The organism is Alkalibacterium olivapovliticus (assembly GCF_003003275.1).
Taxonomy (GTDB): domain Bacteria; phylum Bacillota; class Bacilli; order Lactobacillales; family Carnobacteriaceae_A; genus Alkalibacterium; species Alkalibacterium olivapovliticum.
Map to the genome: position 1 here is coordinate 1 of NZ_PVTO01000031.1, position 26,492 is coordinate 26,492.

Sequence of the window (26,492 nt, forward strand, 5' to 3'; positions counted from 1 at the left end):
AATCAAGATATCCCTTGGAGGACTCAGTCCGATTGAATACAGAAAGAATCTAGGTTTAGTTGCTTAAAAAAGTCCAAGAAAACATCCGCACCCCCCCTGGAGGCTCAAACTGTCCGCAATACTCAATTAGATTGTGATAAACAGCACTAAATAACAAAATAGATGTTTTCATATTGTTATTTTTGACAGTTCATTATGACAAAAAATCTGTTGCTTTTTCTTTGTTGCGGACAGTACCGATAACTGTATTCCCTTTATCCAATAATTGTTTCGTTAGCTCATAACCAAACCCACTACTTACGCCTGTAATAAACCATGTTTTTTCCATGCATTTTCCTCATCGTAAATTCAATTGAATGACTACATTTTTATTGTATTCTTTGGAGTGCACTCTAGGTCAAGTTTAGCAGTTGCTTTATTTTGCTTTTTACTTCATCCTTTAACTAAATAGGTGATTTTTAAAGGAGAAAGAAAATGAAAATAAGAGAAGCTAGCAAATAAAGCGGAGCAACACCTGATACCATTCTTTAGTACGAAAAAATTGGTTTGATTCCAGCTGTAAAAAGAAACAAAAATGGTGTCAGAATGTTCGATGAAGAAGAAATAAGATGGCTTATTTTTGCCAGACAAGTGAGAAATGCCAGCTTGCCAATTGAAGTGCTTGTGAACTATTTAAATCTATTTAAATCTATTTCAAAAAGGCGAACAAACGATTTCAGAAAGAAATCAGTTATTAGCAGATCATACAAACAGAACAAAGTTTGAAGAAATTTGACTGGCTTTTGGAGGGATGATTAATGGAAATCAGGATGTTAAGATATTTTTTAACCATTGCGGCAGAACAGAATATCTCCCAAGCTGCACGAGTGTTACATATTACGCAACCGACACTTAGCAGACAGCTAAAAGAATTTGAAGAAAAGCTGGGAACAGATCTTTTTATTCGAGAAAACAAAAAAATGTTTTTGACAGAAACGGGTATGTTCCTTAAGAAACGAGCAGAAGAAATCCTGCTATTGAACGACAAAACTGAACAGGAATTTCTGAATAAAAAACAAGGACTTTTGAGCGGCCATATTTCGATTGGATGTGTAGAAGCAGATAATTCTGACACCTTAGCACTGTTTTTGGAAGAACTGATTGCTGACCATCCGCAAATAAGTTTCAATATTGTTAGTGGAACAAGTGATGATATTATTGAAAAATTAGACAAAGGATTATTAGATGTTGCGTTATTACTTGAACCAGTTTCTACAGAAAAATATGATAAAATTGTTCTGCCAAGGCAAGAAAGATGGGGGTTGCTTGTATCAAACGAATCTTTTTTAGCTAACAAAAATGATCTAACAGTAGAAGAGCTTGTCGGGATCCCACTGTTATGTTCTGCTAGATTAGAGGTTCAAAATATGTTTTATTCATGGGCAGAAATAGAAGAAAAAGAATTAAATATTATAGGAACGTTCAATCTGATTTTTAACGTATTCTCTCTTGTAGAAAATAGAGTAGGCTCAGCGTTGACTATTGAAGGAGCTATTTCACATAGAAAATCAGAGAATGTAAAATTTTTACCATTAGTTCCAGAAATAAAAACCAATTGTGTTTTAGTTTGGAAGAAAAATACTATTCTTTCACCGACAGTCCATAAATTAATAGAAAAGTTCAACTATGCTCTTTAAGCATGCACCCCTGTTTAAGAAGTATTGGACGACACATATATTCAGCTGTAACATAAACTTGTAAGCGAAATGAGTTTAGTTACAGTTTTTTTGAGGTGAAAATAGTGTCAAAAATTGTTTATTTTTCTAGAAAGTATGAAAACTTTGTGAATGGTAAAATTACCACTCTCTCAATTGGAAATACAAAGGTGTTAGCAGAAAAAATTGAAAGCAACATACATGCGGAATTAATGGAGATTATTCCAATTGAAGAATACCCAAAAAAATACGAACAACTGGTTCAAATGGCGGAAAAGGAAAAGCAGCAGCAACTACGTCCGCTATTTAAGGAGCTTGAAGTCAATATAGATGAAGATGACACGATTTTTCTGGGGTTTCCAAATTGGTGTGGTACTTTTCCGATGGTTGTTGCTCATTTTCTGGAGAGCCATGACCTTTCCGATAAAACGATTTATCCATTTTGTACACATGAAGGCAGTGCATTTGGCAGTAGTATGTTCGAATTAAAAAAGCTTTGTCCAAATTCAACAATCATGCAAGGTTTGCCTGTACGAGGCTCTAGAGTTCATAAGGCAGATAAAGCTGTAGAAAATTGGTTGATTCAATATCAACAAAACGGAGGAATGTAAAAATGACAAAACATGAAGAAGTAAAAAATGGTGTGATTTTCCCAATAGGAGAAAAAAATGAGGCATTTTCACAATACTTTATAGGACAGAGCTATTTGAATAATTTAATTTCTGATCCAGAAGTGAATGTTGGAGTTGGAAATGTGACATTTGAACCTGGATGTCGAAACAATTGGCATATTCACCATGACGGCTTCCAATTGTTATTAGTAACTGGCGGCGAAGGCTGGTATCAAGAAGAAGGAGAACCAGCACAATTCTTGAAATCTGGCGATGTGATCGTTACGCATGATGGTGTAAAACACTGGCATGGAGCAACAAAAGATAGCTGGTTTGAACATATTGCCATAACAGCTGGTACGCCAGAATGGTTAGAACCTGTTTCTGATGAAATTTATTCAAAACTAGCAGAAAAATAATAGCGAAAGAGGGACAAACGATGGCAAAACAAACAGCAGGTCGCGACAATTTAGGAGAATTTGCTCCTCAATTTGCGGAATTAAATGATGATGTCTTATTTGGAGAAGTATGGTCTAGAGAGTCTGAATTATCTCCGCATGACCGCAGTATGATTACTTGCGCAAGTTTAATGACTCAAGGGGCGCCTCAATTAGAAGCACATTTGAAAATGGCGAAACAAAACGGGGTAACAAAAACTGAAATGGTAGAATTGATCACCCATTTAGCTTTTTATACAGGTTGGCCAAAAGCTTGGTCCGCATTTACGTTAGCAAAAGAAATCTTTAATGAAGATTAAACTAGTTTGAAGAAAGAAGGAAAAATAAATGTCAAAAGTTATCGTGATTACAGGAGCATCAAGTGGTATTGGGAAAGCAACTGCTCAAATTATGGCAAAAGACGGAGCGAAATTAGTTTTAGGAGCTCGTCGTGAAAATTTATTAAAAGATCTAGTTCAAGAGGTAGAAAAACTTGGCGGTGAAGCTGTCTATGCAGTAATGGATGTGACTAAAATAGATCAAGTGGAAGATTTAGCGAAGTTGGCTATGGATAAATTCGGACGCGTCGATGTTTGGTTGAACAATGCCGGGATCATGCCACAATCCTTGTTAAAACAAAAGAAAATCGAAGACTGGGATGCCATGATCGATATCAATATCAAAGGAACGTTGTATGGTATTGGAGCAGCTCTTCCATATATGGAGAAACAAAAATCTGGACAATTCATCAATGTTTCTTCTATTGCAGGATATATGGCACATGTCGGAAGTGCCGTATATTCAGCAACTAAATGGGCTGTTCGCGCCATCAGCGAGTCGTTACGCGAAGAAGTTGCACAAGATGGCTCCAATATCCGAGTGACTGTTATTTCACCAGGTGCTATCAATACCGAATTACTAGAATCAGTTACAGACAAAGAGTTCCAAAGTAATTTTGAAGATTTCTATCAAAATTATGGCATCTCTGCTGATCGAGTAGCTTTAACAATCAAACAAGCGATTGATTTACCAGAAGATGCGGCTTGGAATGAAATTGTTATTCGACCAACAAAGCAAGCCATGTAAAAGTATTTAAACGAATAGGGAGTATCGAGGGTAGAGACAGACACATTATCGAATGGAGTAGAAATGCCGATTTTAGATTGTGGGATTTATCAAATAAAAGATCTAGAAGAATGCAAACGTGTCGTAAGTGAAGCGATAGAAGTAGATTATCATTGAATTGACACTGCACAAGCTTATGGAAATGAATCCGCAGTAGGAAATGCTGTGAAAAAGAGCAGTATTCCTCGCGAAGAATTCTTTATCACCACAAAAGTATAGATTTCAGATACCGGCTACGAAAAGGCAAAACAGTCTATTGAGAAATCGCTGCGCTTATTGCAAACGAACTATCTTGATTGATTGTTGATCCATCAGCCCTTTAATAATTATTATGGTACTTACTGAACGATGGAAGAATATTATAACGCTGGTAAAATACGTGCTATCGGAGTGATCAACTTCTATCCAAATCGTTTTATTGATATTGCTGAATTTAGTGAAATAACCCCAAAGTTGAACCAAGTGGAAACACATGTGTTTAATCAACAAGTAGAAGCACAAAAAATCATGCAAGAGTACAATACGCAAATTGAGTCATGGGGACCATTTGCTGAAGGTAAAAATGATTTCTTTACTAATGAAACATTGAAAATCATTGGTGAAAAATATGGAAATGATTTTGACATTAAACCAAAAAGAAAGCTTATTTTTCTCTCATTATGATTCAGAAATAGTTAAATCCTTAACTGGAGCAGGAAAGTAAAAGCTTTTTACCCATACTGCTAAGAGGAAAGTCAGGAGGAAAAAAAGTGAGAAAAAGAATTTTAGGAAACGGACTGGAAGTTTCGTCCATCGGGTTAGGATTGATGGGGATGGATCATGCTTATGGCAAGCCAGCTGATCGAAAACAAATGATTGATCTGATTCGTAAATCAATTGATTTAGGCGGTAACTTTTTTGATACTGCAGTCGTTTACGGTGAAGGCAATGAAATCGTACTTGGACAAGCCGTAAAAGGCATTCGAGATAAAGCGGTGATTGCTACTAAGTTTGGAATTACCGGTCAAGAAGTTATTGATGGAGCTCCGCAAAATATTTTAGACAGTCAGCCATCATCTATTAGGGAACAAGTAGAAGGGTCTTTGAAGCGTCTAGATGTGGATTATATTGATTTGTATTATCAACATCGAGTTGATCCTAATGTAGAACCAGAAGCAGTTGCGCAAGTTATGGAAGATTTAATAAAAGAAGGGAAGATCTTGCAGTGGGGGCTTTCTAATGCACCCATTGATTACTTGCGTCGAGCACATGCTGTTTGTCCATTAGCAGCTATAGAAAACCAATATTCAATGGTTTGGAGAGAACCTGAGAAAGAATTGTTCTCTATCTGTGAAGAACTAGGAATCGGGTTTGTTGCCTACAGCCCGTTAGGCAATGGATTTTTAAGCGGTAAGTATTCTAAGAATATGAAGTATGAAGAGGGAGATTTCCGGAGCTTTATGGGGCGGTTTAAACCAGAAGTAATGGAAGAAAATCAAGCTGTACTGGATTTGCTGGCAGAAATTGCAGAAGAAAAGCAAGCCACATCAGCGCAAATCGTTTTGGCTTGGGAACTTGCACAACGTGATTATATTGTTCCGATTCCTGGCACAACTAAACTTCATCGTTTAGAAGAAAATCTCGGTGCTATGGAAATTTCTTTATCTCATGAAGATATGAAGAAAATCAATACCTCTCTTGAACAAATGAAAATTGATGAGACATATTTTTAATTCAAAGAAAGCGCGTACTATTCAGTAGTGATTAAACAATCGTTGCCATAAACGAAAAATCTTCCTCTGTACTGAGCATTGAAAGGCTCATGCAAAGGAAGATTTTTTAGAATAAATTTTTGATTATAACAGAAATGGTTACATCTGAATTATTAATAGACTCGTCAATACCCGGATCACGGTAAAGTTCTATAGGGATATTAACTTCTATTGTTGTGAAAAAGAAGAATAAACAGAAACAGCTATGTCCTTTCAAGTAAATTAGACTTAATAAATTTAGTTAAAAACAATCTTTTTAGTTGCATTGGAGTCGACTATAAGGTGTACACTGTACTTATAATAACGAAGGAGGAACAATCATGACAGAAAATAAAGTAGCAGTAATCACTGGAGCCTCAAGTGGAATTGGTGAAGCAACCGCAAAATTATTAGCCGCACATGGAATAAAAGTCATTTTAGGCGCAAGACGAGAAGAAAAATTAAAAGAAATCACTGAAGAAATTAAGTCTAGTGGCGGTGAAGCACTGTATCGAGTGACCGACGTAACGAATGGTCAAGAAGTAGAAGATTTGATTCAACTAGCTGTCGATATTTTTGGTAAAGTTGATATTTTAGTCAATAGTGCAGGAATTATGCCTCATTCACCATTGAAAGATAAGCGTATTCAAGATTGGGACAATATGATTGATATCAATATCAAAGGAACGCTTTATGGTATTGGTGCAGTACTTCCTTATATGAATGAACAAAAATCAGGACATATTATCAACATTTCATCTGTTGCGGGACATTATGCTCATGCAGGAGGAGCTGTCTACTCAGCAACTAAATGGGCTGTTCGTGCAATTAGTGAATCATTAAGAGAAGAAGTTGCGCAAGATGAATCGAATATTCGTGTCACGATTATTTCTCCTGGAGCTATCAATACCGAATTATTATCTTCTGTGACGGATCCAGTCTTGAAGAAAAACTATGAACAATTTTATGATAATTTTGGTATTCCAGTAAATCGAGTCGCTGCGGCTATCCAGCAAGTAGTTGAGGTGCCGGAAGATACCACTTGGAATGAAATCATTATCCGTCCAACGAAACAAATTCAATAATGAAAGAAGGGATGAGATTGAAAAAAATAATTGCCGCTACGTTTACTAGTTTATTTTTACTTGCAGGGTGTACAGGAAATGGAGATGAGAACAGTATGAATCGTGAAAGCAACAATGAGGAAAGCCGTTCAGAGTCATCCGCACAATCTTCATCGATGACTGAAATCATTGGCACTAATGAATATGGTAGAGGGGCAAAGTCAGATGGTCAGGATACGAATAGTAATGAAGCACCAATGAGGATTTTAACGGAAGATGCCGATGCGCTTATTATCTACTTTTCAAGAAGTGGAAACACCGAGAATTTAGTGAAGATGATCCAAGGACAGACAGACGCTGATGTATTAGAATTGACGATTACAAACCCTTATCCTGAAAATTACGAGGAAACAGTTGACCGCGCGAACCAAGAAAGAGAAAATGAAGAATTTCCGGAAATTAATACAGAAATGCATGATTTGAGTCAATATGATCGTATCTATTTAGGCTATCAAACTTGGGCTATGACGTTGTCAAATCCAATCATCAGTTTCTTGGAAAGCTATGGAGAGATGCTGGATGGTAAAGATATTCATCCATTCTCATCAAATGCAGGTTATGGTGAAGGAGATAGCATCGAAAGAATGCAGGAAATGTTACCAAACAGTACGATAGAAGAGAGTTTTTCGGTTGAAGATAGAGATGTGATTTCTTCAGAGGATGAAGTCGCAGACTGGTTAGAAAATTAGTTTAAATGATAGATATTAAACAGCTATAAAAAATAAAAGAAAAGAGGAATAGTTTATGGATTATGCAACATTGAATAATGGAGTAAAAATGCCCCTTTTAGGATTTGGTGTATTTCAAATTACGGATTTAGAAGAATGCGAAGAGATTGTTTATCAAGCCATCCAACATGGTTACCGATTAATTGATACAGCAGCCTCTTACGGAAATGAAGAAGCGGTTGGCAGAGCCATTAAGCGTAGTGGAGTGCCACGTGAAGAATTATTTATTACAACAAAATTATGGATCAGTGATGCAACATATGAAGGTACAAAAGCAGCGTTTCAGCGCTCTTTAGACAAATTGGAATTAGATTATTTAGACCTTTATTTGATCCATCAACCATTAAATGACGTTTATGGTTCATGGAGAGCTATGGAAGAACTGTACAAAGAAGGAAAGATCCGCGCAATAGGGTTGGCGAATTTTTATCCAGATCGCTTATTAGATTTGATTGCTTTCAACGAAGTAACTCCAGCGGTCAATCAAGTTGAAATCAATCCTTTCTTCCAACGTGAAGAAGATATCCAAGTGATGAAAGATAAAGGTGTGCAGGTAGAAGGCTGGGCACCATTTGCAGAGGGGAAGAATGATCTGTTCCATAATGACAGACTGCAAAAAATTGGGGACAAGTACAACAAATCAATTGCGCAAGTTATTTTACGGTAGAATATACAACGTGGAATCGTAGCTATTCCCAAATCAGCCAATGTCGAACGTATGCAACAGAATTTTGCTATTTTTGATTTCGAATTGACGGCTGAAGATATGCAGGAAATCACTACATTGGATGAAAATAAATCTAGTTTCTTTGATCACCGTGACGCTGCAGCAATTGAACGGCTTACTGGTATGTCTAGAAATACAGATTAAGTATGTATCAAAAATATTTACAATAAGAGAGTGAAAAAACATGAATATTAAAGAAGTAAGTGAAAAATATGGTATCTCAACAGATACGCTCAGATACTATGAACGAATTGGAGTCATCCCACCGGTGAATAGAGACGAGAAGGGATATAGAGACTTTTCTGAAAAAGACTTGAACTGGGTCTATTTTGCAAAAGTTCTTCGTAAAGCAGGTGTGACAATTGAAGGACTAGTTGACTACGGTAAGTTATCACAACAAGGTGGGAAAACCTTAGAAACAAGAAAACAAATTTTAACAGATCAATTGGAAGAGATCAATCAGCATATCAAAGATTTAGAAGAAGCTAGAGGCTATTTGCAATATAAGGTAGACAGCTTTTATACGCATATGGCTGAATTTGAGAAGGAAAAATTGCACATAGACAATGACAATATAGAAAAAACGGAATAAAACAACAAAAGCTGTAAGAAAAGAGGCAAAATAAATGAAATTTCTTATTTTAGGAGCTGCTGGACAAATCGCAGAGAAGTTAACCGACACATTATTAAAAGAAACAGACCATGACGTCGTTCTTTATGCGCGAAATGGCAAGCAACGAATCATCGTGAGCGATAGTAACCGTGAAGAGATTATAGAAGGGGATTTTTTAGATACGGATCTGTTGAGTGAAGCGATGAAAAATGTTGATGCGGTTTACCTAAATGATATGGGAAATGCTCAGGCAGTTAAAAATGTTATAAAAGCAATGAAAAATAACGATGTTAAACGAATTATTGGAGCATCGATTCTTGGGATTTATAATGAAGTTGGAGGTGAATTTGGTGAATGGAACAATGCGATGATTGGTTCCAGTCCAAGAATGGAAGAACAAAAGAAGGCTGCACAATTGATTGAAACGTCAGACTTAGATTACACTTTGTTGCGTTTGACTTGGTTATACAACGATTCTACCAACTTATCTTATCAAGTTACTAAAAAAGGAGAACCTTTCATTGGGGCACAAGTAACAAGGGAAGCAGTAGCTCGTACAATTGCAGATATTATTGAAGACCACGAATTAATTTATAATAGAGAAAGCTTAGGTATAAGTGAAATAGGTTCTGAAAAGTTAGACAAACCTTCCTTTTATTAAGACAAGAAGTTTAAAAAAATAATCCTCTTCATTCAATAAGATTGAAGAAGATACCTTGAAAAAAATACAACGCCGTTTAAGAATATAAAACTCGGGAAATATTATTGCTATACAAAGAAAGAAGGTAGCTTTCAATGCAAAAACGAAAATTAGGAAAAGATGGATTAGAAGTATCTGCTCTGGGACTAGGCTGTATGGGTATGAGCCATGGTTACGGTCCGGCTTCAGATAAGAAAGAAATGATTTCACTTATTCACAATGCAGTAGATCGAGGAATCACTTTCTTCGATACTGCAGAGGTATACGGTCCTTATATAAATGAAGAGCTAGTAGGAGAAGCACTTGCTCCCTATAAAGAAAAGGTATCTATTGCAACTAAATTTGGTATCCAAATGAAAAATTTTAAACAGGTGCTTGACAGCAAGCCAGAACAAATTAGACTCTCCGTTGAAGGCTCGCTGAAACGTCTCCAGATTGATACGATTGATCTTTACTATCAACACCGTGTTGATCCTAATGTGCCGATTGAGGAAGTAGCCGGAGTGATGCAGGATTTGATTAAAGAAGGTAAGATAAAACACTGGGGTCTTTCTGAAGCAGGTGTTCAGACCATCCGACGCGCACATAAGGTTCAACCACTTACAGCTGTTCAAAGTGAGTATTCCATGATGTGGCGGGCTCCTGAAGAAGAATTGTTGCCAACTCTTGAAGAATTAGGAATCGGTTTTGTTCCATTCAGTCCCTTAGGAAAAGGGTTTCTTACAGGAAATGTTGCAAAGGATGCAACATTTGGCAGCGATGATTTCCGCAGCGTGGTCCCTCGCTTTACACCAGAGAATATTGAAGCAAATCAAGTTCTAGTGCATTTGGTGCAAAAGATTGCTGCTGAGAAAGGCACAACAATGGCTCAAATAGCCCTTGCTTGGGTACTCTATCAGAAGGAATGGATTGTTCCCATTCCCGGTACTCGTAAATTAGAAAGGTTGGAAGAAAATATTGGAGCAGCTGATGTTGTGTTGACTCTAGAAGAAATGAATCGTTTAAATGACGCATTGGCAAAAATTGTCATTTCGGGAGAACGTTATCCTAAAGATTATGCAGATCGAGTAGGCAAGTAACGAATGGTAATAAAAAATTTCATTGAATCAAAAAGAAAGGTTGTTCTTCCCTCATCGCGATTCTTGAATGGTAAAAGCATTAGGTACTTCAAGATTATATAGGAAAAGGGGGAGATTATGGTGAAGGATTTTCAATTAAGAAATGACACGAAGCTCTTATTTCGAAATGACCCTTCCGAAGATTTGCAAAAAATGATTAATGGTAAAAAGGTGATGTTTGTCTTCGGAGGAGGTTCAGTAAAAAAGAACAGATCCTTTGAAGATGTGAAAAAAACTGTCTTAGCCAGCGGAGGAGTATTTCATGCATTTGGAAGTGCATCTCGCGAATTTTCGGTCATTGAAGAGGGAATTCGTTTTGCGCAAAATAATCAGATTGAGCTGATTATTGGGGCTGGCGGGGCAAGTATAATGGATGCTGCAAAACTGATTGCTTTTGGTGTTTATCATGAAGCAGGACTGTGGGACTATCTGAAAAATGATAAAAATCCTTAGGGGTTAGAAAAACTTCCATTAGTTTTGATCCCAACGTATCCTTCTAGCGGGTCGGAGTTTGGACTGGGAGCTGTTTCGACAGACGAAAGGACAAATGAATTTGGCACCGCTTATGGAATCGCAGCAGATGTCGCATTGCTGGTTCCAAGATACTCAATGTCTCTTGATGCCGAGATGACAGCTTATACGGGTCTGGTTACTTTAGTACAATTATCTGCTGCAACGATTGAAGATAGAAACCCAGTATCTTATGAAATGGGTATTTCTGTCATCAGCAATGTTTTAAAAGCAACAAAAACAGTGCAAGAGAATCCAAATAATGCTGATGCAAGAGGAACTATTTTGTATGGCGCTGCGCTTTCTACTTCAGGCTGGTTGGGTCTTGGTAAGGAAGAAAATTACCCTTATGAAATTTACGAAATTGAGTTTATACCTGAAGTATTATTTGGTTCGACTTACCGTAAAAGTTTAACGACACTGTTTCCACGTTTTTTGGAAGTCATGGCACAATACCATCTAGATGATATTCAAGCATATTACCAAGATGTATTTAATTTTGAAGGTGAAATTTCAGAATCTACAAAACGACTGGTAGATATATTTTCCAATTTTGGAATAGATATGTATTTTGATGGAAAGGATTCTTCTCATTCCATCGATGAAATACCGATTGAAACTACACTTAAACCTGAGGATTTAAAAACCATTATTTCTAAAGCAATGCGATCATAATAAAGTCCAATTTAGGATGGAAATGTTGCTGGTCTCACTATGTGGTATAGAGTCAATCAAATCATAGGCAAAATTCAGCTCTAATGGGCGAACAAGTGAAAGAGTTTGGAAAATGGATGAATAAGTTGCTCTAAGAAATATAATAAAATAAAATTAAAGGATGTTTATAATGAAAAAAGTATTAATTATAGGCGCTAATGGACAAATTGGAAGAATCGTTATAGATAGACTATTAAAGGAGCAAGATGATACAGAGTTGACCTTATATCTTCGCAACAGTAGTCGTTTGAGCAGCTTAGCTGGAGATCGTGTTAAAATTATTGAAGGAGACAGCAATGATTTAGAAGCCTTAAAAGCTGCCATGTCAGGACAAGATATTGTTTATGTAGCTTTTGTTGACCACGATGAAGAGAATACAACTACTAAAAATGTCATTGAGGCAATGAAAGATCAAAATGTTAGACGTATCATCTCGTCAAATGAACTTGGAATTTATGATGAAGTAGAGGGAGAATTTGGTCGTTGGAATAAAGAAGCCATTGCTTCTGGTTTGCCTACAGCAATTCGTTCAGATGAATTATTAGAAAAATCAGGATTAGATTATACGTCTTTACGTTTGCCATGGTTAAATGATCGCGATGAAGTTAAATATATCATTACACATAAAAATGAAGTATACAACGGTGTTTCTGGCTCTAGACAAAGTATGGCAGATGTAGTGGTACGTATTGTTCAAGATCCTGAATTTGCTAAAAATGATAGTATCGGAATAGCTGATGCAGAAACTCAAGGAGAAGATCGACCAGTCTACTAATGAATGGTCTTTTTGGAGAGGTCCTTCCTTATATGGATGAACAAAAATCCGGTCACATTATTAGTATCTCATCTGTTGCAGGACATTATGCTCACGCAGGGGGAGCGGTTTATTCAGCACCAAGGTGGCAGTTCGGGCAATCAGTGAATCTTTAAGAGAAGAAATGGCACAAGATGAATCTAACATTCGGATCTCCATTATTTCTCCAGGAGCGATAAATACCGAATTGTTGTCTTCGGTGAGTGATCCTACATTAAAGGAAAACTATGAAAAAATTTTATGGGAATTTTGGAATTCCAGTAGAACTTGTTGCAACGGCTATTCAACAAATCATTGAAGTGCCAATCGATACTACTTGGAATGAAGTCATTATCCGCCCTACAAAACAAATCCAATAGAGAAAGGGGCAGGCAATTGAAAAAAGTAATTTTTACAATAGTTGCTGTTCTATTTTTGTTGGCGGGTTGCACTGGAAATGAGGATGAAGAAAGCATGCATCGTGAGAAAGCTCCTATGAAAGTATTAACGGAAGATGCGGATTCCATTATTATTTACTTTTCTCGAAGTGGAAACACAGAAAATCTGGTGAAAATGATTTGTAATGAAATGAATGCAGATATGTTAGAATTAACATTATCTAATCCATATCCTGAAGATTATGATAAAACGGTCGAACGAGCTAATGAAGAAAGAGATAGCGGTGATTTTCCGGAAATCAATACGGATATGCCAGATTTGAGTTAATATGACTGGGTCTATCTTGGTTATCAAATTGGTCCATGACGCTGTCTAACCCAATCATCAGCTGTTGAATGTTTGATTGGGATGGTAAGAACCACAAAATAACAATACAGAAATAATTTCTGTATGACAAATCAGTAAGAGACTAGCAACATCTGGATGGTTCCATTGTGAGCGATTCAGGTGCTTAGTCAGCTGGTGTATATTTTTTCTATAAAGGTAGGATCAGTATGAATATAAAAGAAGTGAGCGAAAAATATAATATTTCAACAGACGCTTTACGTTACTATGAGCGGATAGGTGTCATTCCTCCAGTGAATCGAGACAAGAACGGTTATCGAGACTTTACGGAAAAAGATTTGAACTGGGTGTATTTTGCAAAAGTGCTTAGACAAGCTGGAGTCACGATTGAACGATTGGTTGATTATACAGAATTATCAAAACAAGGTGGGAAAACATTAGAGACCAGAAAAACAATTTTGGCGGATCAACTGAATGACATCAATATAAGTATTCAGGAATTCGAAGAGGCACGCGATTATTTAAAATATAAACTGGATAGTTTTGATACGCATATGCTTGAATATGAAAAAGAAAAATTAGGCATTGAGAATGAGCAGTATGAAAATTTGCAGGACTAAGTGGTTGGAAAAAAATTTAAATGAATAGGAAAGACGGAGGGAGTCAATTGTCAAAAACATTGTATTTAATGAGGCATGGTGAAACTTTTTTTAATCAACAAAAGAAAATACAAGGTTGGTGTGATTCACCGCTGACAGAGAAAGGGAAAAACCAAGCAACCATAGCAGGAAACTATTTTTCTGATAATAAAATAACTATTGATCGTGCTTATTCCTCAACTTCTGAACGTGCGTGTGACACATTAGAACTTGTAACAAATAAAGATTACAAGAGAATTAAAGGATTAAAGGAATGGAATTTTGGAATATTTGAAGCAGAACATGAATATTTGAATCCACCTTTGCCTTATGGAGACTTTTTCGTAGCTTATGGCGGAGAAGGAGAGCTGCAATTCAGAGAGAGAGTTTCTCAAACGCTGATGAAATTAATGAAAGAAGAAAAAAAGCAAACCGTGTTAGCTGTATCTCATGGCGCAGCTTGCAGACAATTTATGAGAAACTGGGCACATACAAGTGATGTAGACCAAAAAGAACGCTTAGGAAATTGTTGTATTTTAAAATTTGAGTACGCTAATAATCGTTTTGAATTACTTGATATCATCAATCATGATTTTTCAGCTTTATAGAACATTTAAGAGAAATGAACTAATCTTGTTATTTTACTCATCCACAAATACTCAAGAAAAAACAGACATATTTAAGTACGTTAACTGCAACGCGGAATGGGAGTGTTTCTGACAGAGATTGACAAATAAGAGTTGAGGATATCACAGTTTAGCTTTGATTTTGTATCACGGACAAATTTTCTGTAAAATAGCGCTTGCAAACATGTTTAGGAAGTGTTACAACCCTTTTAAAGGATTGTGACTGGTCGTGCAGGCAAAACCTAAACATATACGAGATCAAAATAGGCTGAAAGTGTAGGCTAGGGCTATTTTTGTTTGGTATCTGTTTAGGTTTTTTGTTATTTTATGTGAAAGGAAAGGATGGTTTATGCGGATTGTTAAGGTAATTAACAATAATGTTATTCAAGCTGTGGATGCAAATAGTGAAGAAGTTATTGTCATGGGTCGCGGAATTGGTTTTCAAAAGAAGCTAAAAGATGAATTAGAGCTATCTTTAATTGATAAAACGTTTAGTTTAAACGATGGGAATTCTTCATTTTCAGAAATTTACCGTGACTTGCCTACAGAAGAAGTAGAATTAGTTTTAGACATCATTCAGTTAGCAGAAGAAAATTTGGGGCAGATTTTTCAATCAAATTTATATATCACATTAGCTGACCACTTGCATTTTGCGATTGAACGATATAAAAATGGCTTTGAAGTGACCAATCCTTTAGCATGGGAAATAAAAAAATGTATAAAACAGAGTACCAAATTGGAAAAGAGGCGCTTCAATTAATTGAAATGAAGTTGGGTTTCATTCTTGATGAAAATGAAGCTGCATCCATTGCATTACATCTAGTGAATGCACAGAAAGAAGGACATTTATTAGAACACACCATGAAAATGGTACGAATGGTTCAAGATATCTTGAATATTGTTCGGATTCATTATGGAATTATTTTTGATGAAGATTGTATCTCTTATAACCGATTTGTAACACATTTGCAGTATTTTGCAAAGCGGGTTGTAGATAACATGCAACAAGGAACAAGTGATTCTTTTTTGCTTGAACAAGTTAAACTAAGTTATCCTGATGCACTTTCGTGTGCTGAAAAGATAAGACATTACGTTGAAACTACGTACGATTATCCAGTAGGGAGAGAAGAAATTGTCTATCTGACTATACACATACATCGTCTAACGCAGTAATTGAATAATGTCCATATTTTAGGATTGTGACTGGTCATGCAGGCAAAACCTAAATGGATAGCATAAAACCATAAGGGAACTAAATGAAGACCATTATTAAAACTACGTTATTAGCTTCTACTGTACTTGTTTTAACTGCATGCGCTCCTGATGAGCAACAGGAAGCAACTAGTTCGGTTAGTACCGGAAATAGCCAAGATTTTATATCTGAAGAACGGGATCCTGAGCGTACATTGATTGTTTATTTCTCGATGCCAGAGACAGGGGGAGTAGATGCAGTTGCTGGCTCTAGTCGCGTAGTCACTGATGAAGATGAAGTGCTTGGAAATGTTTAACAAATGGCTTACTGGATCAAAGAGCAAATGGGTTCTGACGTGTTTCAAATAAATACTGTAGATGCATATCCGGGAGACCATGATGAATTAGTTGCTCAAGGAGAAGCTGAAAATGAAAATAATTTCCGACCTGAAATTGCGAATCAAATCGAAAATTTAGAAGACTATGACACTATTTTATTTGGTTATCCAATATGGGTATATGATCTTCCAAGTGTAGTCTATAGTTTCTTAGAGGATACTGAATTTTCAGGAAAAACCATTATTCCATTCAACGCTCATGGCGGCAGCGAATTTACCGGGACAAGAGAAGCTATTGCTGAACTGGAACCAAATGCGATTGTTGAAATCGACAATGGCTTAACGATTTCAAGAAACGATGTACCTAATGCGCAACAGGAAGTAGTAGATTGGTTAACAGATATAGGATATTGATATTTGAGTTTATCTCATCATAAATAACTTCCAGGGATAAAAAATTTATGAGTTATTTGATTTAGTCAGTAAACTGGCTGTTACACAAACGAATTGAAAGGGGACGAAATAAATGGAATTCTCAAAAGCTGCACATGGACGCAAAAATGATAAACGAATTTTTCTTAACGCCAGTAAAAATGCAGATGGAAAGACTACACTCTTGGCGAAAGAACTTTTTGGAGATTTACCGTATAAACAAGTGAATTTGGCTGAATATGAAATTCCACAAGTCGGTAAAGGAACTGGAGATTATGAATACATTTGGAACCAAATAAAAGCTGCAGATATTTTGTTAATTGGTACACCAATCTATTGGTCGGATATATCGGGCTATTTAAAAACCTTTATTGATCATTTAAGTGTAAGTGAAGAATTAAAAGGTGCTGATTTGTATGTGATTGCTCAAGGATCGGCGACAGATCAAAATGCGGCACTCACCACCATATACAATACTTTGAATCATGTAGCTTCACGATTTGGAATGAACTTTGTTGGGATAGCCTCTATGGATGATGAAGTTTCGCAATTGAATGAGGTATTGCACCATAAAATGAATTAAAATTGCAAATTGAATAAAAGTATTTATTTTTTCGAAGTGATAATGAACGAAATTTGAAGGATAACAACCAGCTGATACAAGACAGGAAAGAAGGAAAAATCATGCAAACATGGTTAATTACAGGATGTTCTTCAGGAATAGGTCAGAGTATTGCAAAAGCAGTACTAGAAATCGGGGATCAGGCAATTGTAACCGCTAGAGACAGCACAAAACTAGACAGTTTGATCAAAGCGTATCCAAAGACAGCTATTGCATTGAACTTAGATTTGAATCAGCAAACTAGTATGCAACGTGCTGTAGAAGAAGCAACACAAAAATTTGGCGGAATAGATATTTTAGTCAATAATGCCGGCTACAGTTACCGAGGAGCTGTTGAGGAAGGGGAAACTAAAGAAGTAGCGAGGTTGTTTCAAACCAACTTTTTTGGCCCTGTTGAGCTTATCAAATGGGTATTGCCGCAAATGCGAAAAAGAAGAAGCGGATCCATTATTAACATTACCTCAATTTCTGCCATTAAAGGCATTGTAGGCTCAGGATATTATGCAGCGGCTAAATCAGCTTTGGACAGTATCAGTGAAATCCTTGCAATGGAGGCAGAATCTCTTGGGATAAAAGTCATGACTGTTGAGCCGGGAGCTATTCGCACTCGTTTTAGTGGGGATTCTTTAAAAGGCAGCAGTATTTTTATTGAGGACTATAAAGAAACCGCCGCTAAAAATCGGAAAGAAAATCTTATCGATCCGCATAATCAAATAGGTGATCCTGATAAAGTAGGGCAAATCATTGTAGAGATGATCCAAAAAAACGATTATCCAAGAAGGCTGTTATTAGGCAGTGATGCCGTTTCCTTTGCAACAGAAGTCTTTCAGGAAAGACTAAAACAAACAGAGCAGTGGAAAGAAATTAGTACCCAAACAGATTACGAGTAAGAAAACCATTAAAAAGCCAGCAAATTTTTATCTTCCTTGTGGTATGGTAAAAATGATGCTTCTATATAACACAATTTTTTGTTTTATATAAGGGTGAGCTGGAAATCTGATGAGATTCTAATTTTGAAAATGAGGCCGGACGAAACAGTTTAAAACCTTTGATTGTCTATGATAAGATAGCTTCAACTATTTAAGTATATCTATCATGATTTACCGATTTTATTACTAAGTGAAAACAATTAAGAATAGGGGATGAATAGGATGGAAAAGGTTATAGAAATTTCTGACAAAATATGGCAAGCTTTAAAAGAAGCTAATGCCGATAAATTAATGGATTTAGTTCACTCAAATGCAGTCTTTGTGCATATGGGTGTCACTCTAACAAGAGACGAAGAAATGGATGTGCTAAAAGCAGGAAAAATTATCTACAAAGATGTAAGTTTCAAAGAAAAAAGCATTCACGAATTCGATACGCTGGTTGTCTTATTAAATCAAGTAAAATTGACAGCTATTGTAGATGGTAATGAAGTAATCAATCCCTTTGTAGTTACCGAGGTCTATACAAAAATAAATGAGAAACTTAAGTTGGCTTCTTTCTCCTATACAAAAATCAACTATTGATAGCAGCAATAATAAGCAATAGAAAAAGATAAATGCTTGCACTGGTGCTCGCTTTAATAAATTCAATCAAAAAAATTTCACTAAAATTTCAAGTATATCGCTTGCTATAAAGTTCACTCTAAGGAGTATACTTTAGTCAGCAAATAGAAGAATCATAGAAAATGAAACACTTTAAACAAAAAATAAAATGAAAAAGAGGTAGTTAATATGCAAACAATCAAGTTGAATAATGGCGTTGAAATCCCTATTTTGGGCTTTGGAACTTACCAAATCACAGACCCACAAGAAGCTGAAGATGCAGTATTTGAAGCGATAAAAGCAGGTTATCGTCATATTGATACTGCCCAATCCTATATGAATGAGGAAGCTGTGGGAAAAGGCATCGTTAAATCAGGCATTCCTAGAGAAGAAATCTTTGTAACAACTAAGATATGGGTAGAAAATGTCTCTTATGAGGGCGTGAAAGAATCTTTTCAACGTTCATTAAATCGTTTGGGACTAGAATATATCAATCTATTGCTCTTGCATCAACCTTTCAACGATGTATATGGCGCTTGGCGAGCGATGGAAGAACTGCAGGAATCTGGAAAGATTCGTGCTATCGGTATTTCTAATTTTGCGGTAGATCGTGCGGTCGATTTAGCAGAATTTAATAAAGTTGTTCCACAAGTGAATCAAATCGAGATTAATCCTTTCCAACAGCAAACAGCCAATATTGCAGCATTGAAAGAAGAAGGAATCAGTGTCGAAGCTTGGGCACCGTTTGCGGAAGGTAAAAATGATATTTTCAAAAATAAAATCTTGACTCAGATTGGAAAAAAATACAATAAATCAGTTGCACAAGTAATTGTCCGTTGGTTAGTAGAGCAAGATATTATTGTTCTCACAAAATCGGTGAATCCAAGTCGCATGGCACAAAATATAGATGTGTTTGATTTCTCTTTAAGTGATGATGATAAAGAAAAAATTGCAGCTTTAAATGAAGGAGAAAGTCAGTTTTTCTCTCATTCTGATCCCCAAATGATCAAATGGATGGCCAGCCGAAGAATAGATGTTTAAAAATAGTAACTTATGACTTACTCAAAAAAGCTTAGGATTCTATAAATCTTAAGCTTTTTTGTATGTTTTTCTTGCTATAAACTGGACTACATGGTGTATGATTTTAATTGAATTTAAGGCTTAGAAATCATTTTTTATACTGATTGGAGAAAGGATGTTAGTGAAGAAATTGAAGCTAAAAAACAAAAAAATATTTTTCAGTATGGGGGATGTCACCTGTGAAGTAATCCTTTCCAGAGACCTTTATTTTTCAGGAAAACATTTAGCAGACCTATGCTTTCTGATTTTATTTCATAAAACAAATGATGGAACTGGCTACTTCTCCGAGCAATGTCAACTGGATATTTCAGGACAAGTGAGGGAGTATTCGGCAGTTGGTGAAATAGCTTATTTTCCTACACTAAAGTTAATTGGAATTAATTTAGAGGAAAGCGAGCAGACTTTAGGGATACCACGCTATGTTTTTGGTAAAATAAAAGGAGAGTTGTGCAAAATGCAAAGTCTAAGGATGAATGAAGAGGCTATAATTTTTATGAGCTGTACGTTTTATAAATAGGATGAGTTTACTTTAACGTAATAAATGCCCTATTCCAAAAATCTAATTAGAATATACCTTAAAACTGTTTTGTTAAGAGAGAAACCGCTAGATAACATGTTACGCGTTTATCAGAATGCGGTGCAAAATGATAGAAAGTAATGAAAAACGATTATAAAATAAAGAAGTTGAAATGAATAACAATCAAGACATTCAAGTCTGAGGCATGAATGAATACGACTTGATTGGTCTATCAATCGTTATTTTTTCACGTTCTTCTAACTGTATGCGAAAACTTCATTGATTATTTCATCTTTATTGCTAGAATGAATGTAACGCGTTAGAGTTTAGCTAACCCAATAGAAAAAGGAGTTTTTTTATGTATACGGTAAAACAAGTTGCTGATCAATTAGAAATGAATCCTCATACCGTTCGTTTTTATACAGATAAAGAGTTGATCCCCGGCTTAAAAAGAGGGGAAAACAATGTACGTTTATTTGATGAAGATACAATAGGGTGGCTACAAGGTGTTAAGGCATTGAGAAATAGTGGGATGTCAGTAGAAGCAATCAAAAAATATGTTGATTTGTGTCTTGTCGGTGAAGCAGCAATTCCTGAAAGATTGGAAATAATAAAAGACCAACAAGAAAAAGTAAATGCGCAGTTAGCAGAACTACAGCAAAGTTCTCAGTTTCTTGCAGAAAAAGTACACTTTTATGAGAATTTATTAGATGGAAAAGAGACTCTTGATAAAGGGAATCCAGCAGAAATGAATAAAATCAGAAAAGAACTAACGAGATTATGAATCAATAGGTCTAAATTGTAGCATATAAAGGAATCAAATTTGAAACAGCAAATAAGACCTCTAAAATGTGTTTATTAAAAACACATTTCGGAGGTCTTGTTTCATTGTCTTGGCAAAGGATAATAAAAACTCAAGAATTAGAAGAAACTTGGTTTTTCAAATTCTGTATCAGGTTCTCCCAAACCTAAACTTGCTTGGTGGTAATCAGCTTTTCCTGTCAATAAATCAGTTATAAATTGAGAAACAGCTTGACGAGTAACTTGTGCTTCCACAAAAGGCTCACCTTTTTCTGTTATATGAAGATCTGTATTCCCTTCTTCATTGTAAAGCCAAGTTATTCGAAGGATGACATAATCGAGCTTGCTGGCTTCAATAATGTCAGCCGCCTTACGAGGTGGAGCCGTCCACATAATACCCGTATTGGCTCGATACCACTTTTGAAATTTACCAGTAACTTCTTGATACAAGTCAGGAACACTTGCTGCAATAAACCGAGTAACATCACTTTCTTCTAATAGCTCAACTAACGATTTGATAAAATCGTCTTCCGCAACAAAGCTTAAATAAACGGCATCTACATCAACAAGATGCTTTTTGATTTTATCCAATTCTTTAAAATCGCCATCAACTAATGAAACACGATCACTTGCTTTAGCTGACAACCGAGAAGAAACATTTCGGCCATACAATACTAAATCAAAATCAGTTTGAGTTAATAGATCATCGGTTACCATTTTACCAATTTGCCCAGCAGCGCCTAAAATCATAACTTTCATAAATAATTCCTCCTACTAATCAAAATTTACATTTATAAAAACTGTTCTGACAAAATGTTTGAAAAAAGCTTAGTTACCTTAATGAGGAGTGTTTAAAGAGTTTAATTGTTTAACAACCTCAACATTATGATGATCTATGATGGTACTTTTTCCTAAATCTAATGTAGCAATTTTTTCGATGTCTTCTTGACCCAATGAAAAATCAAAAACAGCTAGATTTTCTTGCATGCGTTCTTTACGAACTGATTTAGGAATGATGATAACACCACGATCAAGATGCCATCTTAAGATCACTTGAGCGACTGATTTTTGATGTTTTTCAGCAATTTCTTTTAAGAGCTCATTTTCAAAAATGTTGTTTGCCCCTTCTGATAGAGGTCCCCAGGCTTCAATTTGAACCCCGTATTCTTCCATCACAGCTTTTGCTTCATTTTGTTGCAAGAATGGATGAACTTCAATTTGGTTCACAGCAGGAACTACGTCATTATTTAAAATCAAGTCAACTAATCGATCTGCTTCAAAGTTCGAAACTCCAATCGCTTTAATTTTCCCTTCTTTATATAGGTCTTCCATTGCACGCCAAGAACCATAATAGTCGCCAAAAGGTTGATGGATCAAGTATAAGTCAAGATAATCTAAGCCCAATTTTTTTAAAGAGGTTTCAAAAGCTAATTTAGTGTTTTCGTATCCTTGATCTGATACCCATAATTTAGTTGTAACAAATAATTCTTCCCTAGGGATACCGCTAAGTTTGATTGCTTTACCAACGGCTTCTTCATTTCCATAAGCAGCAGCTGTATCAATACTCCTATATCCTACTTCAAGAGCTTCTGTCACACAACGCTCAGTCTCTTCGGGTGATACTTGAAAAACACCATACCCTTCGATAGGCATTTCGATACCGTTATTTAGTTTAACTGTATGCATCATTAATTCCTCCATTTATTATATTATTTTGTTCATAAATAGACTATAACACTTTAGAGTTACTCTAAGTCAACTTTATTATCTTAAATAGCATTATTAAAACATAGAATTAGAAGTATAAGTTAGGAATATTGCGGTGCGAATTGGAATTTGTTTCTTGTCTTTGAATTAATATCATAATTTAGATAGGACTTATACTAGAAACAAATGGAAATTTTTAAAGGCGCCGATTCCGTCAAAGAGACTAACTAAAGTTAAGTGGGTAATTTTTATCAACTTCTATATAAAAAGCACCTTATTTCAATGAAGTGCTAAAAAAATTTTATTGGTTAAGGTTTTCTTATTAAAGTTTGATATACTTAAATTGTTCCAATTTAATTTGAAAATAATAGTATCTGTAATAATTGAAGCAATTTTTGTAGAAAGGAAGTAGTAGCATGAGTGAAATTTCTGTTGATTTAAGTGAACAAAGTTGTCCAGTTTTTAATTTAGATAAAGATAAAGAGTTGATACTAAAAAATAAAAATTTTATCTTTGGAAAAAACGGTTCTGGAAAATCTACTTTAACAAATTTAATTCGTGATCAATATCAATCAGAATTTGATATTAGAATTTTTACTGGTTTTGAAAGTATCCTAACTGACAGCAAATTAAATGCTGTTGTTTTAGGGACAGAAAACGCTGAAATCAAGAGAAAACTTGATGGAATAGAAAGTGATCTTGAAAAACTTAATGTTAAATTAGAACCCTTAGAATCAGAGTATAAGTCTTTAACTTGGATGCCAGAGTATGAAGAAGACGGAATCATTATAAGCGAACTACTCAAAAAAAATAACGATGCCAAAAAAAATTATGAACAAAAAGACAATGAAATTAATCGTTTTTATCAAGACATGGCACGAAAATTAAAACAAATGAACAATCCTCAAATTACGATTCCATCTTATAATAAAAACTATTTTATCAGCGATATTCCAAAAGTTAAGGAACTAAATGAATCTGAAATCATGCAAAGTTTAGAAACTTTAAGAGAGCAAGCAAAACAAGAAGTTCAATCATTCAAGGTTCCGAAGACAGATTTTCAAAGAATATTAGATGAAACTAATGAACTAATTCAATATCAGATAGAAGAAACTACAATTCTTGAAGAAGTTGGAAATGATTCTAAGAAAAAAAGCTTTGCCGACTTTGGTAGAAAAATACATGAACCTGGTGATAAATGTGCATTTTGTGGAAATACATACGCTCCAGAACGTTCAATTCAATTAGAGAATTATTTTTCTGCACCAGTTCTTAAAGAATACCAAGAAAAACTAAGAAATCATGTTGATAAACTTGAAAAAGAATTCTCTACATATAAACAATTAGGTTTACTTATTGAGAATAATTTTTATAACTCATTTAAAGATAAAGTGAAACAATGCAATGAATTACTAAAATTGAAACAGAAGGGAATTATTGAGTATTTAAACTTATTAATTATAGAAGTACGCGAAAAACAATCGAATAATTTCATGATTAAAGCAAGTTTACAAATGGACATTCCAGAGAGCTTTTCAAAAGAAATAGCGATGATAAGTAAGCTTATCCAAGAAAATAATGATTATAGTGAAAAATTAGATGATGAACAGACGAAAAGTAGAGAAGCACTTAGGCTGCATCATGTATATCAATGTCTAAATCTCAAAGAAGATTATTTAATTGAATGGCAAGGATTTGAACTAGAATCTTTCAAACTAAAAGAACTAGAAAAAATTGTTGGAATTTCGAGTACAGAATTAGAAAGTAAAAAATCAGCTATTTTAGGAAGTGAATCAAATCCCCCAAAAGGTACAATTAAAGATTTAACATATCAAATTGATGAGTTAGAACTAGAAAAAAGTAATCTGCTTAAAAAAACTCAAAATACAAGTATCCTTGCTGAAAATATTAATACTAGATTGAAGCATTCAGGGAAATCAGACTTACAATTGGAACTGCAAAAGGATGAAAATGAAATTGAACATTATTTGATTAAGGACGGAACAAATGGTGTTAGACCAATTGATCAAATTTCTACTGGAGAAAAAAATATTATTGCTTTTTTATATTTTATGGAGAATTTAAGTGTTGCGGGACATACAAAAAAGAAAATAATTATATTTGATGATCCAATGAATTCCAACGATGATACGATGCAGTATCTCATTATTACTGAAATGCAGAAGCTTTATCGAGGGAATTATAACGAGAATTTCAATGCTAATAGGGACTACTTTATTTGTTTAACTCATAATGCTCACTTTTATCTTAATATTCAACCTCATGGATACTTTAAAGAGAAAAAAATAGATACTAAAGATAAAACAAAAACGATTGAAGTATCAAAATATACGAAAAACAATTTTTATAGAATTATGAATGGAGTTTTTCGCAAAATAACTTCAGAAAAAGAAGATTTGAATACTCATTATGAATATCTTTGGATAGAGTTAGAGTCTTTATATGAAAATAACTTGATTAACTCAATGCTTAACACAATGCGTCGTATCGTTGAAACATATACAAAGTTTAACAATGTAAAATCTCAAGCATTTTATAAAGATAAAGAGGAGCAGGAAAAACTTTTTAATGTTAACTCTCATTCTATAGATGATTTGTCAGCAGAATTAGTTGGGAAAACAAGAGATCAACTTCTAGAGTTATTTAAACAACTTTTCTATGAGAATTCTGCTAAAAATCATTATAATAGTCATTGTAAAATTGCCATTTTAATCTAAATCGAGTTACCTTGTAATAAAGTTATAGATCCAACTAATCATCAACTCCTTACATACAAAAAGGACACCTCGATCTATGAGATGCCTTTTTTAAGTTATATGAAGTATGAAAAATCAATAGATTGAATGAACGAAATATACTACCTAATTTAGAACACATTTTTAGAACACATATCATTCAAATCTATTCAAATTCATTAAGATAAAAAAGCTTGGAAATGCTTATTTATCAAGGTTATTCGAGCCTATTCAAAGTTTCAAATCTAAAACCAGGTCTTAAAAAAGCACGTAAATCTCCACAATTCTCAAAACGTTAATTGCTGGAGCGGTTGCGAATTTATTCGCTTACGGATACAGTATGGGACGGAGATTTCGAAAGAAATCGAGTACCACTCAATTTGCGACTTAAATTTAGTATTGCATTACAAAAAGGCATCAGCATTCTGCTGGTGCCTTTTTTCATGTGTTGCTCAAGAGATGAAAGGGTAATAGTGAATCGCAATGAACAGAGCAGCAACTACAGAGGTGGTGGAACGAATGACTTCAAAAGAAAAAATGCAGAAGCTGATCCAGAATAAACAAGGCGGCGGAAAAGATATTCAAAGAAGTACGGCAAAAAACGATCAGAAATTTATGCGAAAAGCTCCGGTTATTATTAAATAAGTTTCTATACAGTAGTTCAAGACACTTTCCTTCTGGAAGGTGTTTTTTTAGTATGTCTAACCGAAAACTGACTGTTCAAACAAAGAACAACCGTTTCAATACACGTAGTCAAAGAATTTCTCAAGTTTTTCAATCAAGTGTTATCGCGTTACTTCTGTAATAATGCCGTTCCGGAAGCTATAATGTGATATGATTTTAAAAACCGAATAAGAATGATAGTATAGACTAAATAAACCCGCTAA

At 35.0% G+C, this 26,492-nt stretch carries 32 protein-coding genes and 3 pseudogenes; 32 read left to right on the top strand and 3 right to left on the bottom strand.

From position 1 onward, the window contains the following. Positions 1–193 precede the first annotated feature (193 nt). On the bottom strand, positions 194–328 hold the full coding sequence (locus CLV38_RS14100) for a hypothetical protein (protein WP_281260059.1): 135 nt from the start codon (positions 326–328) through the stop codon (positions 194–196). 469 nt (positions 329–797) lie between these two features. Here CLV38_RS14100 and CLV38_RS11640 point away from each other — a divergent pair, with 469 nt between their 5' ends. From CLV38_RS11640 to CLV38_RS11775, 30 genes and pseudogenes are all read left to right on the top strand, one after another. Continuing rightward, positions 798–1,676 carry a LysR family transcriptional regulator gene (locus CLV38_RS11640; protein WP_106195791.1) on the top strand — a complete coding sequence of 293 codons (879 nt, stop codon included), beginning with the start codon at positions 798–800 and terminating at the stop codon, positions 1,674–1,676. Positions 1,677–1,780: 104 nt separating this feature from the next. Beyond that, entirely contained in the window at positions 1,781–2,305 is a 525-nt protein-coding gene (locus CLV38_RS11645) for a flavodoxin (protein ID WP_106195793.1), read from the top strand. A 2-nt stretch (positions 2,306–2,307) separates the two neighbouring features. Next, complete coding sequence (locus CLV38_RS11650) at positions 2,308–2,724, top strand: cupin domain-containing protein (protein WP_106195795.1); 417 nt, start codon at positions 2,308–2,310, stop codon at positions 2,722–2,724. Positions 2,725–2,744: 20 nt separating this feature from the next. Continuing rightward, positions 2,745–3,062, top strand: coding sequence for a carboxymuconolactone decarboxylase family protein (locus CLV38_RS11655; protein WP_106195797.1), 318 nt, complete (start codon positions 2,745–2,747; stop codon positions 3,060–3,062). Between the two features lie 28 nt (positions 3,063–3,090). Next, complete coding sequence (locus tag CLV38_RS11660; protein ID WP_106195799.1) at positions 3,091–3,828, top strand: SDR family oxidoreductase; 738 nt, start codon at positions 3,091–3,093, stop codon at positions 3,826–3,828. A gap of 63 nt (positions 3,829–3,891) precedes the next feature. Beyond that, a pseudogene (locus CLV38_RS11665) lies at positions 3,892–4,479 on the top strand (aldo/keto reductase); the annotation flags it as partial. A gap of 137 nt (positions 4,480–4,616) precedes the next feature. Next, the gene (locus tag CLV38_RS11670) at positions 4,617–5,579 is read left to right on the top strand and encodes an aldo/keto reductase (RefSeq protein WP_106195801.1); all 963 of its coding nucleotides are present in this window, start codon (positions 4,617–4,619) and stop codon (positions 5,577–5,579) included. A gap of 359 nt (positions 5,580–5,938) precedes the next feature. Next, entirely contained in the window at positions 5,939–6,682 is a 744-nt protein-coding gene (locus CLV38_RS11675; protein ID WP_106195803.1) for an SDR family oxidoreductase, read from the top strand. Positions 6,683–6,699: 17 nt separating this feature from the next. Beyond that, positions 6,700–7,410 carry a flavodoxin family protein gene (locus tag CLV38_RS11680; RefSeq protein ID WP_106195806.1) on the top strand — a complete coding sequence of 237 codons (711 nt, stop codon included), beginning with the start codon at positions 6,700–6,702 and terminating at the stop codon, positions 7,408–7,410. A 55-nt stretch (positions 7,411–7,465) separates the two neighbouring features. After that, positions 7,466–8,320: pseudogene (locus CLV38_RS11685) on the top strand (aldo/keto reductase). Between the two features lie 40 nt (positions 8,321–8,360). Next, complete coding sequence (locus CLV38_RS11690) at positions 8,361–8,768, top strand: MerR family transcriptional regulator (protein WP_106195808.1); 408 nt, start codon at positions 8,361–8,363, stop codon at positions 8,766–8,768. Positions 8,769–8,802: 34 nt separating this feature from the next. Then, a complete protein-coding gene (locus tag CLV38_RS11695; RefSeq protein ID WP_106195811.1) occupies positions 8,803–9,450 on the top strand; it encodes an NAD(P)H-binding protein in 648 nt (215 codons plus the stop codon). Positions 9,451–9,584: 134 nt separating this feature from the next. After that, positions 9,585–10,568 carry an aldo/keto reductase gene (locus tag CLV38_RS11700; protein WP_106195813.1) on the top strand — a complete coding sequence of 328 codons (984 nt, stop codon included), beginning with the start codon at positions 9,585–9,587 and terminating at the stop codon, positions 10,566–10,568. A gap of 117 nt (positions 10,569–10,685) precedes the next feature. Then, on the top strand, positions 10,686–11,060 hold the full coding sequence (locus tag CLV38_RS14240; protein WP_211295477.1) for an iron-containing alcohol dehydrogenase: 375 nt from the start codon (positions 10,686–10,688) through the stop codon (positions 11,058–11,060). Positions 11,061–11,084: 24 nt separating this feature from the next. Further along, positions 11,085–11,792 carry a dehydroquinate synthase/iron-containing alcohol dehydrogenase family protein gene (locus CLV38_RS14245; protein ID WP_211295478.1) on the top strand — a complete coding sequence of 236 codons (708 nt, stop codon included), beginning with the start codon at positions 11,085–11,087 and terminating at the stop codon, positions 11,790–11,792. A gap of 169 nt (positions 11,793–11,961) precedes the next feature. Further along, positions 11,962–12,606: an NAD(P)H-binding protein gene (locus tag CLV38_RS11710; RefSeq protein WP_106195816.1), complete on the top strand. Its 645-nt coding sequence runs from the start codon at positions 11,962–11,964 to the stop codon at positions 12,604–12,606. Next, on the top strand, positions 12,606–12,761 hold the full coding sequence (locus CLV38_RS13990; protein WP_281260060.1) for an SDR family NAD(P)-dependent oxidoreductase: 156 nt from the start codon (positions 12,606–12,608) through the stop codon (positions 12,759–12,761). The genes CLV38_RS11710 and CLV38_RS13990 overlap by 1 nt, the downstream gene beginning before the upstream one ends. Positions 12,762–12,872: 111 nt before the next feature. Then, positions 12,873–13,004, top strand: a complete 132-nt coding sequence (locus CLV38_RS14105; protein WP_281260061.1) for a hypothetical protein — start codon at positions 12,873–12,875, stop codon at positions 13,002–13,004. A gap of 16 nt (positions 13,005–13,020) precedes the next feature. Continuing rightward, positions 13,021–13,350 carry a flavodoxin family protein gene (locus CLV38_RS11720; RefSeq protein WP_146129015.1) on the top strand — a complete coding sequence of 110 codons (330 nt, stop codon included), beginning with the start codon at positions 13,021–13,023 and terminating at the stop codon, positions 13,348–13,350. A 227-nt stretch (positions 13,351–13,577) separates the two neighbouring features. Continuing rightward, complete coding sequence (locus CLV38_RS11725; protein ID WP_106195820.1) at positions 13,578–13,988, top strand: MerR family transcriptional regulator; 411 nt, start codon at positions 13,578–13,580, stop codon at positions 13,986–13,988. 47 nt (positions 13,989–14,035) lie between these two features. Beyond that, the gene (locus CLV38_RS11730) at positions 14,036–14,614 is read left to right on the top strand and encodes a histidine phosphatase family protein (RefSeq protein WP_106195822.1); all 579 of its coding nucleotides are present in this window, start codon (positions 14,036–14,038) and stop codon (positions 14,612–14,614) included. A gap of 367 nt (positions 14,615–14,981) precedes the next feature. Beyond that, positions 14,982–15,805, top strand: a pseudogene (licT, locus tag CLV38_RS11735) (BglG family transcription antiterminator LicT). An 83-nt stretch (positions 15,806–15,888) separates the two neighbouring features. After that, on the top strand, positions 15,889–16,140 hold the full coding sequence (locus CLV38_RS11740; protein ID WP_106195824.1) for an NADPH-dependent FMN reductase family protein: 252 nt from the start codon (positions 15,889–15,891) through the stop codon (positions 16,138–16,140). A gap of 3 nt (positions 16,141–16,143) precedes the next feature. After that, a complete protein-coding gene (locus CLV38_RS11745) occupies positions 16,144–16,575 on the top strand; it encodes a flavodoxin (RefSeq protein ID WP_106195827.1) in 432 nt (143 codons plus the stop codon). 112 nt (positions 16,576–16,687) lie between these two features. Further along, positions 16,688–17,176, top strand: coding sequence for a flavodoxin family protein (locus CLV38_RS11750; protein ID WP_106195829.1), 489 nt, complete (start codon positions 16,688–16,690; stop codon positions 17,174–17,176). A gap of 101 nt (positions 17,177–17,277) precedes the next feature. Beyond that, positions 17,278–18,105, top strand: a complete 828-nt coding sequence (locus tag CLV38_RS11755) for an oxidoreductase (protein ID WP_106195832.1) — start codon at positions 17,278–17,280, stop codon at positions 18,103–18,105. A 261-nt stretch (positions 18,106–18,366) separates the two neighbouring features. After that, positions 18,367–18,726, top strand: a complete 360-nt coding sequence (locus CLV38_RS11760; protein WP_170068893.1) for a nuclear transport factor 2 family protein — start codon at positions 18,367–18,369, stop codon at positions 18,724–18,726. A 207-nt stretch (positions 18,727–18,933) separates the two neighbouring features. Next, a complete protein-coding gene (locus CLV38_RS11765) occupies positions 18,934–19,785 on the top strand; it encodes an aldo/keto reductase (RefSeq protein WP_106195836.1) in 852 nt (283 codons plus the stop codon). Positions 19,786–19,945: 160 nt separating this feature from the next. Further along, positions 19,946–20,341: a hypothetical protein gene (locus tag CLV38_RS11770; RefSeq protein ID WP_146129016.1), complete on the top strand. Its 396-nt coding sequence runs from the start codon at positions 19,946–19,948 to the stop codon at positions 20,339–20,341. A 358-nt stretch (positions 20,342–20,699) separates the two neighbouring features. Further along, positions 20,700–21,125, top strand: coding sequence for a MerR family transcriptional regulator (locus tag CLV38_RS11775; RefSeq protein ID WP_106195840.1), 426 nt, complete (start codon positions 20,700–20,702; stop codon positions 21,123–21,125). A 137-nt stretch (positions 21,126–21,262) separates the two neighbouring features. On the opposite strand, the gene CLV38_RS11780 is transcribed toward CLV38_RS11775, so the two are convergent. Together CLV38_RS11780 and CLV38_RS11785 are read right to left on the bottom strand one after the other, a co-directional pair. Then, positions 21,263–21,901 (bottom strand): NAD(P)H-binding protein, encoded by a 639-nt coding sequence (locus CLV38_RS11780; RefSeq protein WP_106195843.1) that lies wholly within the window; start codon positions 21,899–21,901, stop codon positions 21,263–21,265. A 78-nt stretch (positions 21,902–21,979) separates the two neighbouring features. Next, positions 21,980–22,828 carry an aldo/keto reductase gene (locus CLV38_RS11785; protein ID WP_106195846.1) on the bottom strand — a complete coding sequence of 283 codons (849 nt, stop codon included), beginning with the start codon at positions 22,826–22,828 and terminating at the stop codon, positions 21,980–21,982. Positions 22,829–23,265: 437 nt separating this feature from the next. Between CLV38_RS11785 and CLV38_RS11790 the strand changes: the two genes are divergently transcribed. Both CLV38_RS11790 and CLV38_RS14110 read left to right on the top strand, forming a co-directional pair. Further along, on the top strand, positions 23,266–25,587 hold the full coding sequence (locus CLV38_RS11790; protein ID WP_106195849.1) for an AAA family ATPase: 2,322 nt from the start codon (positions 23,266–23,268) through the stop codon (positions 25,585–25,587). Between the two features lie 537 nt (positions 25,588–26,124). Further along, complete coding sequence (locus CLV38_RS14110) at positions 26,125–26,250, top strand: hypothetical protein (RefSeq protein ID WP_281260062.1); 126 nt, start codon at positions 26,125–26,127, stop codon at positions 26,248–26,250. The last annotated feature ends 242 nt before the right edge of the window (positions 26,251–26,492 follow it).